This window comes from Paraburkholderia sp. CI2 (assembly GCF_014201055.1).
In the GTDB taxonomy this organism is placed as follows: Bacteria; Pseudomonadota; Gammaproteobacteria; order Burkholderiales; family Burkholderiaceae; genus Paraburkholderia; species Paraburkholderia tuberum.
On sequence record NZ_JACHDL010000005.1, the window covers coordinates 103,942 to 122,197 of the forward strand.

Genomic DNA, 18,256 nt, shown 5'->3' on the forward strand with positions numbered 1-18,256 from the left:
ACGCACTGCCCGCCTCACTCCCCGATCCACGACCCGCGCAAGTCGCTGTCATGCAGCAACTGCAGCAGCGTGCCCGCCGGGCGACTCAAGCGCTTCGCCGCCAGCGCGATGAATTCCACCGACGGCAGCGTCGGCAGTCCGGCCGCATTCAACGGCGGCGCGAGGCCGCGCGCGGCCAGATACTGCGGCCGCACGGTGATGCCGAGTCCGCCGCGCGCGGCCGCGATACAGCCGGAATGACTGCTGCTCGTGCAGACGATCTGCCAGCTCGCGCCGGCTTCGGCGAGCGCATCGAGCACGACCGCGCGCGTCACGCTCGGCTCGGCGACCAGAATCAGCGGCAGCGGCTGACTCAGATCGACGAGCGTGCCGGTCCGCGCGAGCCATTCGAGGCGCCCGGTGAAAAGCGGCACGCCGCGCCGGTCACCGAGCCGGCGCTTGCCGACCAGCAGATCGATTGCGCCCGCGTCGAGCAACTCGTAGAGCCTGCCCGTCATGCCGATCGTGATTTCCAGTTCGACGTCGGGATGCGCGTTGCGAAACGCCGCGAGCACGGTGGGGAGCGGGCCGAGCGCGATGTCGTCCGACGAGCCGAGCCGCACGCGCCCCTTCAGACGCGGCGCGCGAAACTGCGATTCCGCGCGCGACAGCGCCTGCAGGATCACGCTCGCATGCGCGAGCATCGCTTCGCCGTCGGGTGTCATCGCGAGCGAATGGGTGTCGCGCAGGAACAGGCGCCGGCCCACGCTCTGTTCGAGGCGCCGGATATGTTCGCTGACGCTCGACTGCGTCAGGTCGAGCCGCCGCCCCGCTTCGGTGAAGCTATGGCAAGCCGCGACGGTCGAGAAGGTCTTGAGCCAGATTGGATTGAGCATGCGTGATTGTGGCGCCGCTTATCGGCATTGTCGATAACAGTCAGCGGGCTTAGTGGGGTTCCCGATTGACGAGGATGTCAATAAGATGACGGAATTCCACCTGGCCCCGCTCTGGCGCCGCTTTGCCGCCGCCGCGCCCGCTGTCGAAAACATGACCAAGGATTCCTCTCAAACCGCCCTGCTATGGATCGTCGCCGCCGGCTTCTTCATGCAGTCGCTGGACACGACGATCGTCAACACCGCGCTGCCGTCGATCGCGAACAGCCTGCGCGTCGCGCCGCTCGCGATGCAACCGGTCGTCGTCGCCTACACGCTGACGATGGCGATGCTGACGCCCGCCTCCGGCTGGCTTGCCGACCGCTTCGGCACCCGCCGCGTCTATTTCGCCGCCATTCTCGTGTTCGTGCTCGGCTCGATCTGCTGCTCGAGCGCGCACACGCTCGGCCAGCTCGTGATGGCGCGCGTGCTGCAAGGCCTCGGCGGCTCGATGCTGCTGCCGATCGGACGCCTCGCGGTGCTGCGCAGCGTGTCGGGCGAGCAATACGTGTCGGCGCTCGCGTTCATATCGATCGCGGGGCAGCTCGGCCCGATCGCCGGGCCAACGCTCGGCGGCTGGTTCGTGCAGGCGATCACGTGGCACTGGATCTTTCTGATCAACGTGCCGATCGGCGCGCTCGGTCTGTACGCGGTGCACCGCTTTCTGCCGTCGCATGACGAGGCGCAGGCGCCGCCGTTCGATGTGATCGGCTGCGCCCTGCTGTCGTCGTGCATGATCGCGTTTTCGCTCGCGATCGACGCGCCGGTCCCCTCGCATCGCGCGGCGTGGTCGGCGGGGCTGTTCGCGTTGGCCGTCGCCAGCGCGCTCGCCTACATTCCGTACGCCAGAAACCGCCGCGATCCGCTGTTCAAGCTGTCGCTGTTCGGCGAGCCGAACTTCAGCGTCGGCCTGATCGGCAACCTCGTATGCCGGGTCGGTTCGAGCGCGGTGCCGTTCCTCGTGCCGCTGCTGCTGCAATTGCAGCTCGGCTACTCGCCGCTGCACTCGGGTCTGATGATGCTGCCCGCGGCACTCGCCGGCACGCTCGCGAAACGCTGGATCGCGCCGCTCGTGCGCCGCTACGGCTACGACACGTTCCTGCTCGTCAACACGATCATCGTCGGCTCGGCGATCGTCGCGTTCTCGCTGATTTCGCTCGGCACGCCGCTCGTGATCGAAATCGCGATCCTCGCGGTGTTCGGCGCGGCCAACTCGATGCAGTTCGCAGCGATGAACAGTGTCACGCTGAAGGACCTGTCGCACGAAGACGCCGGCATGGGCAATAGCCTGTTCTCGATGGTGCAGATGCTTGCGATCGGGCTTGGCGTGTCGATCGGCGGCGGGCTCGTCAATCTGTTCGCGGCGCAATGGTCGGCGGCGCTCGGCTTCCGGCTCGCATTCGTGTGCGTCGGCGCGATCACGCTCGTGTCCGCGTGGATCTTCCGCCACCTCGACGACCCGTCGGGCACGCGCGTGATTCGCGGCCAGGCTGCGGCGAGCGCGGGGCGTTGAGACGCGACGCGTTTCATCGCGTGCCAGCGCATGCATTCGAAAGGTCTTAGCGTTAGCATGTCGGGCATCCATGGCTACCAGGCAGGGAGCCCCGATGCCATTCGATGAGCGCGTGCTGAACGGCATGGGCGTCCTGACTGCGATCGTCGATTGCGGCAGTTTCGCGGCCGCTGGTGAAGCGCTCGACATGTCGCAATCGGGCGTAAGCCGTTCGGTCGCCCGGCTCGAAGCACGCCTCGGCATTCGTCTGTTCGACCGCACCACGCGCTCGGTCACGCTGACCGACGAAGGCCGGCGTTTCTACGAGCAGATCGTGCCGCTCCTCGGCGGACTCGAGGAAGCGGCCGCCTCCGCCGCGCAGGGCGCGACCGCGGTGCGGGGCCGTCTGCGCGTCAACATGGACCCGTTCTTTTCGCGGCTCGTGCTCGGGCCGCGCCTCGGCGGCTTCATCGACAAACATCCGGACCTGCAGCTCGAACTCGTCACGCGCGACCAGTTGGGCGACATGGTCGGGGACGGCTTCGATGTCGCGATCCGCTTCGGCGACCCGCCGGTGTCGACGCTCGTCGCCCGCAAGCTGCTCGATACGCGCATCCTGACCGTCGCGGCGCCGTCGTATCTGAAGAAGCATGGCAAGCCGGCGAATCCGGGCGAGCTCGAAGACGGCCGGCATATCTGCATCAAGTTTCGCGATCCGCTCACCGGTTATCCGTTCAGCTGGGAATTCCATCGCGGCCGCAAGCAGCTCGCGCTGACGCCGCAGGGGCGGCTGACCGTCAACGACGTCGGCACGCTGCATAGCGTATGCATCGCGGGCCAGGGCATCGCGCAGATTCTCGCGCTCGGCGCGGAGTCGCTGCTCGCGAGCGGCAAGCTGATCGAGCTCTTTCCGGATTGGGGCGACGAGGTGTACCCGCTGTATGCGCTGTATCCGTCGCGGCACCATCCGCCGGCCAAGGTGCGCGCGTTTCTCGACTTCATCATGTCGCTGACGGGCGGCAGGCCGCGCCACGCGGTTGCCTGAGCGCGGAACGTCTGTTTGCTCCCGCCCGGGTCCGGGTCTTGCTGCCGGAGGCTTGTCTTCCCTCCAGGAGAGCAGCGATGAGCAAAACGACGGAAAAATCCCAAGGCGAAGCAAAAAGCGCGGCCGACAACGAATCGAAAAGCGAGGCCAGCGCCCAGACCGAGGATTTCGCGCATCCGCACCGCGCCGTGCATAGCGACAACGCGAAGAGCAAGATGCCCGAGCGCCACGACGAAGGTCACAAGCAGTCTCCGGCGGACCGTCCGGGCAAAAAGTCCGGCGAGGGCGAACCGTCAGTCGGTTGAAAAAATAGAACCCTGTATCAGAGCGGCCCTGGCTGCGTCGTGCACCCGGGCCGCATCACTTTTTCCTTCCAGCACCTTTCTGTAAGCAAACATTTCTTCCTCATTTTTACCGAATATTTTTTTGACGCCTTGGACTATTTTGCTGCTTGCAGCAAGGTGTGCGCCCTGCGAACCGGCTGCCGCTTTCCGCCGGTTTTTGCCGCTTCCGATCGATAAAAGGCGTCATCATGTCCAACGCGTCAAGTTCTCCCCTCGCCCGTGCGGCCGTCGCCCATGTGTCCATCTGCGTGCCCACCTGCAATCGTCCCGACCTGCTGATCGAATGCGTCGACTCGTGCCTCGCGCAAAGCTATCCGCATGTCGAAATCGTGATTGGCGACGATTCGACGGACGCGCGCTCGCGGCAACTGATCTTGCAGCGTTACCGCGACGAGCCGCGCGTGCGCTACGAGAAGCACGAGCCGCCGCTTGGCCAGGCGCGCAATGTGTCGAGCCTGTTCGAGCGGGCGCGCGGCGACAAGATCCTGCTGATCCACGACGACGATCTGCTGACGAGCGACGCCGTCGACAAACTCGTGTCGTTATGGCAGCGCTATCCGCGGCTCGATGCGGCATTCGGTGCGCAATACGAAGCGGATCACGACGGCGCGATCGATCTCGCCGCGAGCGCGCGCCTGAACGAGGCGTTCCGGCGCACTGAGGCCCGCGAGGGTCTCCAGCCGCTCGCGGGCCGCACCGGCCTGATCCAGATGTTTCCGAACAATGGCTGGATGGCCGACGCGCGGCTCGTCAAGCGGGTCGGCTACGACGCGCGGTATGGCGTCTGCTGCGACTACGTGTTCGGCACCGAGCTATGCCTGGCCGCGCGCGAGGTGTTTTATCTGCACGACTATGTGTCGGTGTATCGGAAGACCGCGACGTCGGTCTCGCACAGCACGCGCGGCACGAGCATGGCCGCAACGTTGAGCGCCTATGCGTTCGTGAAGTCGCTGCGTCTGCCGGCGCCGCTCGAACCGTCGCGGCGGCAGGCGCTGCGGCGGCTCGTACCGATCGCGGTGTCGATTCACGCGAGAAACGGCGAGGCGCGCGCGGCCTGGCGCATCGCGCGCGCGCATCTGTTCGCCTACAACTACGGCTTTAGCGCGCGGCTTTACTACCATCTGCTGATGCTGGCGCGCGCGGCCTGGCGTGGCCGTCTGCCGACGCCGCGCGCGGCGGCCGATGCTGTCGCCGGCGTAGCGGCGACGCCTTCGATGGCGACGGTCGCGGCTGTTGGCGCGGCCACGGTGAATGAGGCCGCGAGGGTCGATGAGTTCGTCGACAACGGGCCGAAGCCGGTATGAGCCGCGACAGGCGCGTCGCGACCGGCGCGAGCGCGGACCAGGTCTCGCGGTCGAGTTATGGTTCGCGCAACCGATCGACGGCATCGCCGGCCGCGCGGTGCAGATTCATCTGCGCAGCGGCGCGAGGATGGAACAGGCCGATAGCCTGCGCGACCTGCTGCATGCGTGGGGGACACGGATCGTCGTCAGTTGAGCGAAGCGCGCTGATCCTCGCTTGCGGATTGACGCGCAAACGTCGATGCCATGAAAAACGGCGGCCCGGTTGCCCTGGACCGCCGCTTGAACGCTGCCATCGCGGCACGACGTTTCGCCGTGCCCGACTAGCGGTTCACGGCTCGTGCCGCAGATATCCTTCCGACGACGGATCGCGCATGCGCAGCGACACGATACCCGCGAGTGCACACAGCGCCGTCACGTACCAGAAGAACATCGTCTCGACACCGGCGGACTTCAGCCACAGCGCGACATATTCCGCCGAGCCGCCGAAGATCGCATTGGCGAGCGCATACGACAGCCCTACGCCAAGCGCACGCACTTGCGGTGGAAACATTTCCGCCTTGATCAGGCCGCTGATCGACGTATAGAAGCTGACGATCGCGAGCGCCACCACGACCAACGCGAAGGCCGCATACGGGCTCGTCACGTCTTTCAGCGCATGCAGCAGCGGCACCGTGCCGAGGGTCGCGAACAGGCCGAAACACAGCATCGAGCGGCGCCGCCCGATGCGGTCCGACAACGCGCCGAACGCCGGCTGCATCAGCATGTAGACGAACAACGCGGCGGTCATCACCGAGCTCGCGGTCTTCGCGTGCATGCCGGCCGTGTTGACCAGGTACTTTTGCATGTAGGTGGTGAACGTATAGAAGATCAGCGAGCCGCCGGCCGTGAAGCCGAGCACCGTCATGAACGCGGTCTTGTGCTCCCACAGCCCGCGCAGCGTGCCCGCTTCCTTGCGCTGGCGCATCGCCGCGGTGGTGGTTTCATCAAGGGATTTACGCAGATAGAGCGCGATCAACGCGGCGATGGCGCCAATCACGAACGGCACACGCCAGCCCCACGCCTTCAGCTCTTCGGTCGTCAGTGTCTGTTGCAGGGTCACGAGCACGAGCAGCGCGCACAGTTGGCCGCCGATCAGCGTCACATACTGGAACGACGCGAAAAAGCCACGCCGGCCCTTCAACGCGACTTCGCTCATGTAGGTCGCGCTGGTGCCGTATTCGCCGCCCACCGACAGCCCCTGCAACAGCCGCGCGAGCAGCAGCAACGCCGGCGCGAGCGCGCCTATCTGCGCGTAGGTGGGCAGCATCGCGATCACCAGCGAGCCGCCGCACATCATGAATACCGACACCATCATCGCGGTGCGGCGACCACGTTTGTCGGCGAGCCGCCCGAAGAACCAGCCGCCAATCGGCCGCATCAGGAAGCCCGCGGCGAACACGCCGGCCGTGTTCAGCAACTGCGTGGTCGTGTTGCCGCTCGGGAAGAACGACGGCGCGAAGTAAAGCGCCGTGAACGAATACACATAGAAGTCGAACCACTCGACGAGATTGCCCGATGAAGCGCCGACGATTGCAAAAATGCGCCGCCGTGTGTCGTGCGCCGAGGCCACGACGTATTGTTCGGTTTGGTCGTTCATGCTGGTGTCTTTTTCCTTATTTAAACGAAGAGGACGGTCGTGGCGCCGCCTTGATGTCGCGCGCCCAGCCTGAGCGGCCGTCGCGGGTGCGCGAATTTTACATAAATGAAAGCACCAGAAGGTTTTTTGTCAGCGTGGCCTGATGAAAGCCCTGGGTCGGCCAGATTTGCGCACCAACAGAACGAAGCCCCTGCCAGTTCGGGACTGGCAGGGGCTTGACGGGCGACACGGACCGCTCAGGCGGGAGTCAGGCGGCGCTCATATTCTCACGGACGGCGGCATATACCGGCAGTCGTGCCGTTTTCTGACGGTACCGTTTTCGTCGACGCTCTCGAGGTACACGTCGAACTGCCACAAGCGCGCCATGTGCTTGAGCACCTCGTCGCTATCCGACGACAGGTGCCGGTTGTCGCTCATGAAATGCCGCAACGTCAGGCTGCGATCGCCGCGTGTATTGACGGCCCACACCTGAATGTTCGGCTCGCGGTGATGCATGTCGTACTGCCGCGACAACGCCTGGCGCACGTACTGGTAGCCGCTATCGTCGTGAATCGCCGACACTTCGAGCGCGTCTCGCATGTCGTCGTCGAGCACCGAGAACAGGCGCATTTCGCGGATCAGATGCGGCGACAGATACTGCGCGATGAAGCTCTCGTCCTTGAAGTTGCGCATCGCGTAGTGCATCGCGGGCAGCCACGGACTGCCGGCGAGATTCGGAAACCACTTGCGGTCTTCGTCGGTCGGCGCTTCGCAGATGCGCCGGATATCGCTCATCATCGAAAAGCCCAGCGCATACGGATTGATGCCGCTGTAATACGGCTTCGTGACCGGCGGCTGATAGACGACGTTGCTGTGTGAATGGAGAAACTCCATCATGAAGCCGTCTTCGAGCTTGCCCTGGTTGTACATCGTATTGAGCAGCGTGTAGTGCCAGAACGTCGCCCAGCCTTCGTTCATCACCTGGGTCTGCCGCTGCGGATAGAAGTACTGGCCGATCTTGCGCACGATGCGGATCACCTCGCGCTCCCACGCTTCGAGCAGCGGCGCGTTTTTCTCCGCGAAATACAGCAGGTTTTCCTGCGGCTCGGGTGGATAGCGCCCCTCGACCTCTTCGGGCAGCGGCGTATGGCGCGTGGGCAACGTGCGCCACAACTCGTTGACCTGCGACTGCAGATACGCCTCACGTTCGCGACGCGCGGCGAACTCCTTCTGGAGCGACAGCTTCTGCGGCCGCTTGTAGCGGTCCACGCCGTAATTCATCAGCGCGTGGCACGAGTCGAGCAATTCCTCGACGCGATCGAGCCCATAGCGCTCCTCGCATTCCGCGATGTAGTTTTTCGCGTAGACGAGGTAGTCGATGATCGCGTGCGCGTCCGTCCATAAGCGGAACAGATAGTTGCCCTTGAAGAACGAGTTGTGACCGTAGGCCGCATGCGCGATGACGAGCGCCTGCATCGTCATCGTGTTCTCTTCCATCAGATACGCGATGCAGGGGTTCGAATTGATGACGATTTCGTACGCGAGCCCCATCTGGCCGCGGCGATAGCTTTTTTCGGTGGAAAGGAAATGTTTGCCGAACGACCAGTGACGGTAGTTCACCGGCATGCCGACGGACGCATAGGCATCCATCATCTGTTCGGCGCTGATGAGTTCGAGCTGGATCGGATACACGTCGAGCTCGTATTGCTCCGCAACACGGGCAATATGCGAGTCGTACTCTTCGATCAATTCGAAGGTCCAGTCGGACGGGCACGGCAGAGGCCGTCTATCGGCTACGTTCATACGGACTTCCCTTTGCCCTCGTTGGGCGTTCCGGTGTGTCCCGTGCTGCAGCATCGCGGACTGCTCCGGCGCGAGCGGCTCCCGTGCTGGCCGCTCCTGCCTCGGCATGCCCCGACTGTCGCTGCGGCACGCCTTTGTTGCGCTGCGGCGCGGTCATACGGCGGGTCACCCCTTGTCGTACGAATCGCCGCGCGCTTCGTCGTTCAGGCGCTTCGTGCGCCACCAGCATCCCATCAGGAAGTCGCCGCCTGCTTCTCGAACAGCTCGCGAAACACCGGATAAATATCGGCCGCGGTTTCGACCTTCTTCATCGCCATGTGCGGTTGCGACAGCGCCAGTTGCGCGTATTCGAGCCACAGATTCTGCTCTTCGGGCGTCACCTGAATATACGCAAAATACCGCACCTTCTCCAGGATGTCATCCGACAGTATCTTGCGGCACTTCGGCGAGTCGTCGGTCCAGTTGTCGCCGTCGGACGCCTGGGCGCCGTAAATGTTCCATTCAGTCGGCGAATAGCGCTCGTCCATCACCTTGCGCATCAGTTCGAGCGCGCTCGACACCACGGTACCGCCGCTTTCGGTCGAGTGGAAAAACGTGTCTTCGTCGACTTCCTCGGCGCGCGTGTGGTGGCGGATGAACACGACTTCGATGCGCTCGTAGTTACGCTTCAGGAACAGGTACAGCAGGATGAAGAAGCGCTTCGCGAGATCCTTGCGCTGCTCGTCCATCGAACCGGACACGTCCATCAGACAGAACATCACCGCCTGGCTCGACGGCGTAGGCTGCTTCACGCGATTCACGTAGCGCAGATCGAACGGATCGATGAACGGGATCCGCCAGATGCGTCCTTTCAGATGGTGGATGTCGTCTTCAAGCAGCTTGATCTCGTCGCGGCGATCGGCGGGATCGGCCCTCAACTCTTCCAGCTGCCGCTCCATTTCGTGCAACTGGTTGACGAGCGGCGCGCCGAGCGCGATGCGCCGGCCGAGCGCGCTGCGCAACGAGCGCACCACGTCGATATTGTTTGGCGTGCCCTCCGCGGCCCAGCCCGCGCGGACGCTTTTCCACGTCGGCACGGCCATCAGATGGGTCTTGACGAGACGCGGCAGTTCGAGGTCGTCGAAGAAATACTGCATGAACTCTTCGCGACTCAGCTCGAACACGAAGTCGTCCTGACCCTCGCCCTCGTTGCTGGCCTGACCGCCTCCGCCGCCGCCACCGCCGCCTTGCGGGCGCTGGATCTTGTCGCCGCGGATGTAGTCCGAGTTGCCGGGATGCACCATCTCGCGCCGGCCGCCCGGTCCATGACGGAACGACGGCTCCGCGATGTCCTTGCGCGGAATGGTGATGCTCTGGGTGTTCTGGATGTCCTTGATGCTGCGATCGCGCACCGCCTCCGAAACGGCACGACGAATATAGTTTTTGACGCGGCGCAAAAAGCGCTCACGGTTCGCAATACTCTTGTTCTTGCCTGCCAACCTGCGGTCGATGATTTGATGAAGCACGCCCGGTCTCCCGTCCATGCAACCGCGATTCCCTGCGGCCGCACTAATATTTCGGGTGCGCGAGACGCCCGCCGCGCAGTGCAACGCTATGCGGCTTGCGCCTCGCCGGTTGCCCGTACGGTCGAACCGTACGGGCGGCACACCATGAGTATCATGCGCGCATCATGACGACTTGCGCACGCGCAGATACCAGTCGCACAGCAAGCGCACCTGCTTCGGCGTATAGCCCTTCGCCACCATGCGATTGACGAAGTCTTCATGCTTGCGCTGCTCTTCGGCCGAGCCTTTCGCGTTGAACGAGATCACCGGCAACAGCTCTTCCGTGTTCGAGAACATCTTCTTTTCGATCACGACGCGCAGCTTCTCGTAGCTGATCCACGCGGGGTTCTTGCCCGCATTCGCAGCCCGCGCACGCAGCACGAAATTCACGATCTCGTTGCGGAAGTCCTTCGGATTGCTGATGCCCGCGGGCTTCTCGATCTTCTCCAGCTCGGCGTTCAACGCGGCACGGTCGAAGCTCTCGCCGGTGTCGTGGTCGCGGAACTCCTGATCCTGGATCCAGAAGTCCGCATACGTGACATAGCGGTCGAAGATGTTCTGACCGTACTCGGAGTACGACTCCAGGTACGCGGTCTGAATCTCCTTGCCGATGAACTCCGCATAGCGCGACGCGAGCACGTCCTTGATGAAGGACAGATACTTCTGCTCGGTTTCCGGCGGGAACTGCTCGCGTTCGATCTGCTGTTCGAGCACGTACATCAGATGCACCGGATTGGCCGCGACCTCGGTCGAGTCGAAGTTGAACACGCGCGACAGAATCTTGAACGCGAAGCGGGTCGACACGCCGGTCATGCCTTCGTCGACGCCCGCGAAGTCGCGATACTCCTGATACGACTTCGCCTTCGGGTCCGTGTCCTTCAGATTCTCGCCGTCGTAGACCTGCATCTTTGAGAACAGGCTCGAGTTCTCCGGCTCGTGCAAACGCGTGAGCACGGACAACTGCCCCATCATCTTCAGCGTGCCCGGCGCGCAGACCGCGTTGGCCAGCGACGAGTTGCGCAGCAGCTTCTCGTAGATCTTGACCTCTTCGCTATAGCGCAGGCAGTACGGCACCTTGACGACGAAGATCCGGTCGAGCAGTGCCTCGTTGTTACGGTTGTTGCGGAATGCCTTCCATTCCGATTCGTTCGAGTGAGCGAGGATGATGCCGTCGAACGGAATCGCGCCGAAGCCTTCCGTGCCCTTGAAGTTGCCTTCCTGGGTCGCCGTGAGCAGCGGGTGCAACACCTTGATCGGCGCCTTGAACATTTCGACGAACTCGAGCAGGCCCTGATTCGCGAGGCACAGGCCGCCCGAGTAGCTGTACGCGTCGGCATCGTCCTGCGCGTACTGTTCGAGCTTGCGGATGTCGACCTTGCCGACCAGCGACGAAATGTCCTGATTGTTCTCGTCGCCCGGTTCGGTCTTCGAGATAGCGATCTGGCGAAGGATCGACGGATAGCGGCGCACCACGCGGAACTTGCGGATGTCGCCGTTGTACTCGTGCAGGCGCTTGACCGCCCACGGACTCAGAATGCCTCGCAGGTAGCGACGAGGAATGCCATATTGCTCTTCGAGGATCGGACCGTCTTCCTCGTAGTCGAACAGACCGAGCGGCGATTCGTTGACGGGCGAGCCCTTGATCGCATAGAACGGCACGCGTTCCATCAATTGCTTCAGACGTTCCGCGATCGACGACTTGCCGCCGCCGACCGGTCCTAACAGATACAGGATCTGCTTCTTTTCTTCGAGCCCCTGGGCCGAATGCCGGAAGTAGGCGACCACCTGCTCGATCACCTCTTCCATTCCGTAGAATTCACGGAATGCGGGGTATACCTTGATGACCTTGTTCGCGAAGATACGCGATAAACGCGGATCGTTGCGAGTGTCGATCTGTTCCGGTTCTCCGATTGCCGTCAACATGCGTTCGCCCGCAGTGGCGTACGCGGCGGGATTGTCTTTGCAGAGCGCGAGATACTCCTCGAGCGAGAGTTCGTCCTCCCGTGTTTTCTCGAAGCGGGTCGCGAAACTGCTGTAGATATCCATGCTACCTCCTCGCCGAAGTCTGGGGCGATGTCGTGCGCGGCGCGCTATTCGGAAACGACATCGCTCGAATTCATCCTAAACCCTTTTAAATTTTTTTTCACGGACTACGTTGCGAAAATCGCGCCGTAACCGCCACGCTACAATCCTCACCTGGAAACAGAGATTCGACCACCTACAATTTTTTTACTCACACAGCAACCAGTCACATCATCTGCTGCACCGCTGTATCGCTACTTTCTTCAGCACCGCATCGCTATTCAGTGCTCCTGCAGGACTTCGCCGGACCGCTGCATCGCGTCAAGTCACCGCGTTGCTATTGCACATCCCGTACCCGCACCGTCGACCCGCCACCAAAAAGCGGCTGTCTGCGCACGCACACTTCGTCACAAAAAGCATGCACGTGACGAACGCGCGGCGCTCTCATAGGTGTGGAAGCGGCAAGGTTGCAACAAATGCATTCGAACAGGTTGACGATTCAAAGACTGCCACCGTTTCAAATTCGCCAAAATAAAAACGGCTGCACGCGGGCAGCCGTTTGGAATCAAGCGTTGTAATTTGCGGTTACAAGCGCCGCAGCATCGATCAGGTCAGTTCAATTTCCACTTCACCCAATCCGTCGATATGACCACGCACGATGCCGGGTTCGTCGATCTTGTGCGCGCCGACGTATGAACCGGTGGTCAAGGTCCAGTTGCGCTCGATCGTGATGCCCATCGCCGCGCAATGGTTGACGAACCACACGAGCAGCTCGCGCGGATCGCCTGCCGGATTGCCGGTCACTTCCGGTATCAGCGAGCGGCCGTTGAAACTCAGCTCCAGTTCCGGCGACACGAAGTCGAAGCCGCGCGCGAGGCTCGCATAGACGGCCGGATGGCCGGTGATCAGCGCGCCGTTGTTCTGCGCGTCGGCCAACTGCGCGAGCGGCGCGACATTCGGCCATTCGGCGAAGCGGCTGTCGACGATCTCGATGGCCGGCAGCACGGCGCCGACCTTCGACAGTACCTCGTCGCGCGCATACGCCTGAGCGCGCGGCTCGATCGTCACGTCGAAGCGGAACGCGATCTCGAGCTCCACCAGCACGCGAAAGAAGCCGTCATGCGCGAGCCTCGCTGGCGACGGCATCACCAGCGAGGCCGGAATCGGTGCGCCCGACGCGGCGCCGCCCGGCGACTTCGCGCCGATCTTCCACGCGCCGGTCGACTCGCCGAGGCCCACGATCACCGCCTGCTGGATCGCGTAGGCGGTCGCCGCGTCGGGCGGCAGGCTGTCGGGTGCGGGCGCGTCGATCGGCCGGCGCTGCCGGCGTGCCTCGACGAGGCGTTGCGCAAGATCGTATCGCGTCATGTCGGTTCTTTGTGGCTGGCGCATGGCAGGGTTCGCAGGACGTAGCAATATGTGGGAACCACCTGTTGGAGGTGCGGGCAGCCGCGCGCCGCGCAAACGGATCGGGGCCGTGCCCGTCAATGTACCGGATCGCGACACGCGCCGGTGAAAGGCGTCGGCGCGCAAACGTTAATTCTTGCCGGAGCTGAAAAAAAACCGCGCATGGGGTGTCCAGGCGCGGCTTTTCGCGAAGCGATCGTCGCGGGTGCGACGCGGATGCCGGACAGCTAGCGAACGGGAACGGGAACGGCTGTTGCGCCGCACGGCGCGTCTCGACTCACCTGAGGCACGACAGCGCCGCCGCCCATGTACACCTGAATCCGAGCCAGCTCAGAAGGTCTCCCAATCCCGATCGCTGCCGGCCGTCGCCGCGGACCTGGCCGGCGCGCGCGTGGGCGTGGGCGTGGAGGCGGCCGCTACCGGCGGCGCGACAGCGGCCGCGGCCGGGATCGATGACTTCGCCGGCAACGCCGCCTGCGCGGTAGCCGGCGTGAGCTTGCGTGCGCGTGTAGCGACCGGGCTCGTGGACACCGGACGCTTCGGCGCCGCAAGCGCCGACGCCGCTTCGTGACCGCCACGGCCGCTGTCGTCGACCTGGAACACCGCGACCGCGCTGCGCAGCCGCGCCGCCTGCTCCTCGAGCGACGACGCGGCGGCGGCCGCTTCCTCGACGAGCGCCGCATTCTGCTGCGTGACCTCGTCCATCTGCGTGACCGCGCGCGCGACCTGGTCGATGCCGCCGCTCTGCTCCTCCGACGCCGCCGCGATCTCGCCCATGATGTCGGTCACGCGCTGCACCGCGCCGATGATTTCGCTCATCGTGCGGCCGGCCTCGTCGACGAGCGCCGAGCCCGACTGCACGCGCTCGACCGACGTATCGATCAGCTCCTTGATCTCCTTGGCCGCCGCCGACGAACGCTGCGCGAGGCTGCGCACTTCGCCCGCGACGACCGCGAAGCCGCGCCCCTCCTCGCCGGCGCGCGCCGCCTCGACGGCTGCGTTCAACGCGAGGATGTTGGTCTGGAAGGCAATGCCTTCGATGATCGAGATGATGTCGGCGATCTTCGCCGAGCTCTGGTTGATGTCGCCCATCGTGCCGACCACCTGGCCGACCACCGCGCTACCCTTGTTGGCGATCTCGGACGCGTTGGCCGCGAGCGCGCTCGCCTGGCGCGCGTTGTCGGCATTCTGCCGCACCGTGCCGGTCAGCTGCTCCATGCTCGAGGCGGTTTCCTGCAGCGCCGACGCCTGCTCCTCGGTCCGCGACGACAGGTCGATGTTGCCCGCCGCGATCTGGCGCGTCGCGGTCGCGATCGACTCGCTACCGCCGCGCACGCTGCGCACCGTTTCGGTGAGGCTGCGCTGCATTCTGGCGATTCCTTCGAGCAGTTGCCCCATTTCGTCGCGCGATGTCGCGATCACCGGACGACGCAGATCGCCGGACGCGATCGCATCGAAGTGGCCGAGCGCTTCGTCGAGCGGACGCGCGATCGAGCGGCTCAGCGTCAGATACGACAGCGCCGCCGCCAGTACGCCGATCACCAGCGCGCCGATGCTGACCACGCGGAACGTCTGGAAACTGCTCTGCGCGGAGTCGAAGCCCTCCCTGGCCGAATCGAACTGGTATTTGCGCAGCGCGTCGTCGGCGCCGACGAGGTCGTTGAAGACGACCTGCAGATTCTTCGCGTGCTCGACCAGCTTGCCCTGATCGTTCGCCGTGATCACCGCCGCGAACGTTTCGAGTTGCTGATGCAGCGCGTTGCGCTTCGCGGCGACGTCCTGCGCAAGCCGGTCTTCGTCCGCGTCGCGTGGCAGATCGAGATATTTTTTCCACCACATGTCGGACGTGCCCCCGAGCATGCGCCCGCGCTCGATGGTGGTGGCCGCTTCCGGTGTGCCGACCAGGAACGCGGCGCGGTCGAGCGCGAGTCGTTCGCGCGCCGCGTAGATTTCCGCGTTGCCGATGTTCACCGCGCCCGGCATCGCGTTGGTGAACGTGTCCTCATGGGCGTCGTTCGAACGGCTCATGCCGAACAGACCGAAAACGCCGATCGCAACCAGCAACGCGGCGAGGAACGCCATCGTGAGGCCAATTCGCGCCTTGATCGTGATGCCTTTATTCAACATGCTTGGTCCTGTGTGCTGTACTCAATGAGAGGCTGCTGCCTACGCAGCGTGGGAGCGGCGTGTGTTGGGTCCGGCGCTTTTTTGAAAGAGCGCTCTAATTTCCGTTTACGGCGGCGCACTCATAGACTTGAAGCATTTAAAAGGTATGAACAAAGACGTTGTAAGACGTTGAAAGCAAGTTGACTGGAAATGAGTGTGTTCGCGGCGCGTAGGGAAACGCGGCGATATTCGTCAAAGCACGATTTTTGACGGTTTGGCGGCGGGAATGGGTGGAGATGCGACCCGTTCGGAGTCGCCCGAAGCGGTAGCAGGACAGTTCGATCAGGCAGCGTGCCCGGTGCCAATGCCGCCGCGGCATCAGTCCAGTGCGTCGACCTCGGAGCGCGTCGGAATCGATGGTTGGGCACCCGCGCGCGTCACCGATAGCGCGGCGGCGCGCTGCGCGAAGCGGATCGCCGCATCGACGCTCGCGCCCTGCGCGAGCTGCGCCGCGAAGCCGCCGATGAAGGTGTCGCCGGCCGCGGTCGTGTCGACCGCCTCGACGCGCGGCGCGTCGTACAGCGTCGCGGCCGCGCCTTCGAGCGACGCATGCACGCCGCGCGCACCGAGCGTGACCAGCACGTTGCGCGCGCCGGCCGCACGCAATGCGGCGGCGGCCCGTGCGGCGTCCTCGGGCGAGTCGACGGGGAGACCGCTCAGCGCGGCGGCTTCGAGTTCGTTCGGAATCAGGTAGTCGATCAGCGGCAGCCAGTCGGCCGGCAACGGGCCGGTGGCGGGCGCCGGATTCAGGATCACGGTCTTACCGAGCCGCCGCGCCGCCGCCAGCGCCGCGCGCACCGATTCGGGCGGGGTTTCGAGCTGACAGATCACGACGGCGGCGGCGGCGAGCGTCGCTTCGTGTCGCGCGATGGCGGCCGGCGTGACCTCGCCGTTGCTGCCCGCGACGATCACGATCGTGTTCTGGCTCGCATCGTCGACGACGATTAGCGCCACACCGCTCGGCTCCCTGCCGGTTTCGAGCGCGGCGCAGTCGATGCGCTCCGCTTCGAGGCCCGCGCGCAGCTGCGCGCCATTCGCATCGGCACCGACGCAGCCGAGCATCGACACCTGCGCGCCGAGCCGCGCGGCCGCGACCGCCTGGTTGCCGCCCTTGCCGCCCGCGACCTGCGCGAAGCCGCGGCCGGCCAGCGTCTCGCCCGGTTGGGGCAGGCGTGGCGAACGCACCACGAGGTCCATGTTCAGACTACCGACCACCGTGACGCGTGCGCGCGTTGGGTTGCTTGCCACTCGAGTTGTCCTCCGTTGCGCGACGGGTCGCGTCGCCATTGCGCGCGCGTCCTTCGAGCGCCCCTCATGCGTCCTTGATCCGGCGCATCAGGCCGCCAGATCCCGCCGTTCCGCGCCCGCCCATGTCGCGGTGGACTCCCGCACGATCAGCCGCGGCGACACCACGCGGCGGCGCGCAGGCGCCCGCGCGGTGCTGTTCGACGACGCCTCGGCGATCCGGTCGATCAGCGTCTGCGCGGCCGTGTCGCCAAGCGCGCGCACCGACTGTCCGACCGTCGACAGCGACGGGAACGTGAAGCGGCCCAGCTCGATATCGTCGAAACCGATGATCGAGCAATCGCGCGGCACGCTGATATTGCGCTCCGCCGCCGCGCGCAACGCGCCGATGCCCATCATGTCGTTGCCCGCGAAAATCGCCGACGGCCTGACCGTATCGAACAGCTGCGCGGCCGCGCGATGTCCGCCCGTCCCCGAAAAATCGCTTTCGACGATCGCATCGGCCGGAATCTCGATGCCACGTTCGGCCATCGCGCGAATGAAACCGTGCACCCGCATCGCGCTGACCGCGGTCTGCACCGGCCCCGTGATGCAACCGATCCGCACATGCCCGAGCTCGAGCAGATGACGGGTGGCCAGATACGCGCCCTTCTCGTGATCGATCTGCACGAGGTCCGCGCTGACTCCCTCGATGTTGCGGTCCACCACCACGAGCGGCTCGCGCGCGTCGGCGAGCGCCTGCGCGAGCACGGCGTCGTCGCCGGCCGACGCGACGATCAACCCGTCGATGCGTTTTTCCTGCAGCACGCGCAGATAGTTGCGCTGCTTCGCGGGGTCATCGTCGGAGTTGCAGAAGAACACGCAGTAGCCATTGCGCGCGCAGCCGTCCTCGATGCCGCGCGCGAGCTCCGCGAAATACGGGTTCGTGCTGTTCGGCACCACCAGTCCGATCGTCGCGGTCGCGCGCGCCTTCAGCGAGCGCGCGACCGCCGACGGCACATAGTGCAGTTGACGGATCGCGTGCTCGACTTTCGCGCGCACATCGGCCGACACCGGCCGCGAGTTGTTCACGACGTGCGATACCGTCGTGAACGACACGCCCGCCACCGCCGCCACATCCTTGATCGTCGTCATAACCTGTTGCTCTCCTGTCGAACGGAGTTAGCGCTTTAGCACTTACTCCGGTCCCATGCGGTTTCATCGCGGTCGAACGGAGTTAGCGCTTTAGCGCTTACTCCGGTCCCATGCGGTTTCATCGCGGTCGAACGGAGTTAGCGCTTCAGCGCTTACTCCGGTCCCATGCAGTTTCATCGCGGTCGAACGGAGTTAGCGGTTTAGCGCTTACTCCGGTCCCATGC

Annotated in this window: 14 protein-coding genes; 5 read left to right on the top strand and 9 right to left on the bottom strand. The window is 64.5% G+C overall.

The annotated features are described in order from the left end of the window. Nucleotides 1-14 precede the first annotated feature (14 nt). Entirely contained in the window at nucleotides 15-875 is an 861-nt protein-coding gene (locus HDG32_RS09550; protein ID WP_184065957.1) for a LysR family transcriptional regulator, read from the bottom strand. Nucleotides 876-1,026: 151 nt separating this feature from the next. On the opposite strand from HDG32_RS09550, the gene HDG32_RS09555 reads away from it, so the two are divergent. The 5 genes from HDG32_RS09555 (at nucleotide 1,027) to HDG32_RS09575 (ending at nucleotide 5,289) form a co-directional block, all read left to right on the top strand. Then, nucleotides 1,027-2,424, top strand: coding sequence for a DHA2 family efflux MFS transporter permease subunit (locus HDG32_RS09555; RefSeq protein WP_221307682.1), 1,398 nt, complete (start codon nucleotides 1,027-1,029; stop codon nucleotides 2,422-2,424). Between the two features lie 94 nt (nucleotides 2,425-2,518). Continuing rightward, nucleotides 2,519-3,448 (top strand): LysR family transcriptional regulator, encoded by a 930-nt coding sequence (locus tag HDG32_RS09560; protein ID WP_184065960.1) that lies wholly within the window; start codon nucleotides 2,519-2,521, stop codon nucleotides 3,446-3,448. Between the two features lie 77 nt (nucleotides 3,449-3,525). Beyond that, nucleotides 3,526-3,753: a hypothetical protein gene (locus HDG32_RS09565; protein ID WP_184065963.1), complete on the top strand. Its 228-nt coding sequence runs from the start codon at nucleotides 3,526-3,528 to the stop codon at nucleotides 3,751-3,753. A gap of 227 nt (nucleotides 3,754-3,980) precedes the next feature. Further along, nucleotides 3,981-5,096, top strand: coding sequence for a glycosyltransferase family 2 protein (locus HDG32_RS09570; RefSeq protein ID WP_184065967.1), 1,116 nt, complete (start codon nucleotides 3,981-3,983; stop codon nucleotides 5,094-5,096). Next, nucleotides 5,062-5,289, top strand: coding sequence for a hypothetical protein (locus HDG32_RS09575; RefSeq protein WP_184066341.1), 228 nt, complete (start codon nucleotides 5,062-5,064; stop codon nucleotides 5,287-5,289). Before HDG32_RS09570 ends, HDG32_RS09575 begins: the two co-directional genes overlap by 35 nt. A gap of 135 nt (nucleotides 5,290-5,424) precedes the next feature. On the opposite strand, the gene HDG32_RS09580 is transcribed toward HDG32_RS09575, so the two are convergent. The 8 genes from HDG32_RS09580 to HDG32_RS09615 all read right to left on the bottom strand — a co-directional run bounded on the left by HDG32_RS09580 (nucleotide 5,425) and on the right by HDG32_RS09615 (nucleotide 18,032). Beyond that, nucleotides 5,425-6,732: an MFS family transporter gene (locus HDG32_RS09580; protein WP_184065970.1), complete on the bottom strand. Its 1,308-nt coding sequence runs from the start codon at nucleotides 6,730-6,732 to the stop codon at nucleotides 5,425-5,427. A 258-nt stretch (nucleotides 6,733-6,990) separates the two neighbouring features. Next, nucleotides 6,991-8,514 (bottom strand): SpoVR family protein, encoded by a 1,524-nt coding sequence (locus HDG32_RS09585; protein WP_184065973.1) that lies wholly within the window; start codon nucleotides 8,512-8,514, stop codon nucleotides 6,991-6,993. A gap of 233 nt (nucleotides 8,515-8,747) precedes the next feature. Beyond that, nucleotides 8,748-10,019, bottom strand: a complete 1,272-nt coding sequence (locus HDG32_RS09590; protein ID WP_184065976.1) for a YeaH/YhbH family protein — start codon at nucleotides 10,017-10,019, stop codon at nucleotides 8,748-8,750. 162 nt (nucleotides 10,020-10,181) lie between these two features. Continuing rightward, nucleotides 10,182-12,104, bottom strand: coding sequence for a PrkA family serine protein kinase (locus HDG32_RS09595; protein WP_184022724.1), 1,923 nt, complete (start codon nucleotides 12,102-12,104; stop codon nucleotides 10,182-10,184). Nucleotides 12,105-12,686: 582 nt separating this feature from the next. Then, on the bottom strand, nucleotides 12,687-13,448 hold the full coding sequence (locus HDG32_RS09600) for a 2-keto-4-pentenoate hydratase (RefSeq protein ID WP_090805819.1): 762 nt from the start codon (nucleotides 13,446-13,448) through the stop codon (nucleotides 12,687-12,689). A gap of 369 nt (nucleotides 13,449-13,817) precedes the next feature. After that, nucleotides 13,818-15,614: a methyl-accepting chemotaxis protein gene (locus HDG32_RS09605; RefSeq protein WP_184065979.1), complete on the bottom strand. Its 1,797-nt coding sequence runs from the start codon at nucleotides 15,612-15,614 to the stop codon at nucleotides 13,818-13,820. A gap of 357 nt (nucleotides 15,615-15,971) precedes the next feature. After that, nucleotides 15,972-16,901: a ribokinase gene (gene rbsK / locus HDG32_RS09610; RefSeq protein ID WP_184065982.1), complete on the bottom strand. Its 930-nt coding sequence runs from the start codon at nucleotides 16,899-16,901 to the stop codon at nucleotides 15,972-15,974. 87 nt (nucleotides 16,902-16,988) lie between these two features. Then, nucleotides 16,989-18,032, bottom strand: coding sequence for a LacI family DNA-binding transcriptional regulator (locus HDG32_RS09615; protein WP_184065985.1), 1,044 nt, complete (start codon nucleotides 18,030-18,032; stop codon nucleotides 16,989-16,991). Nucleotides 18,033-18,256: the final 224 nt, after the last annotated feature.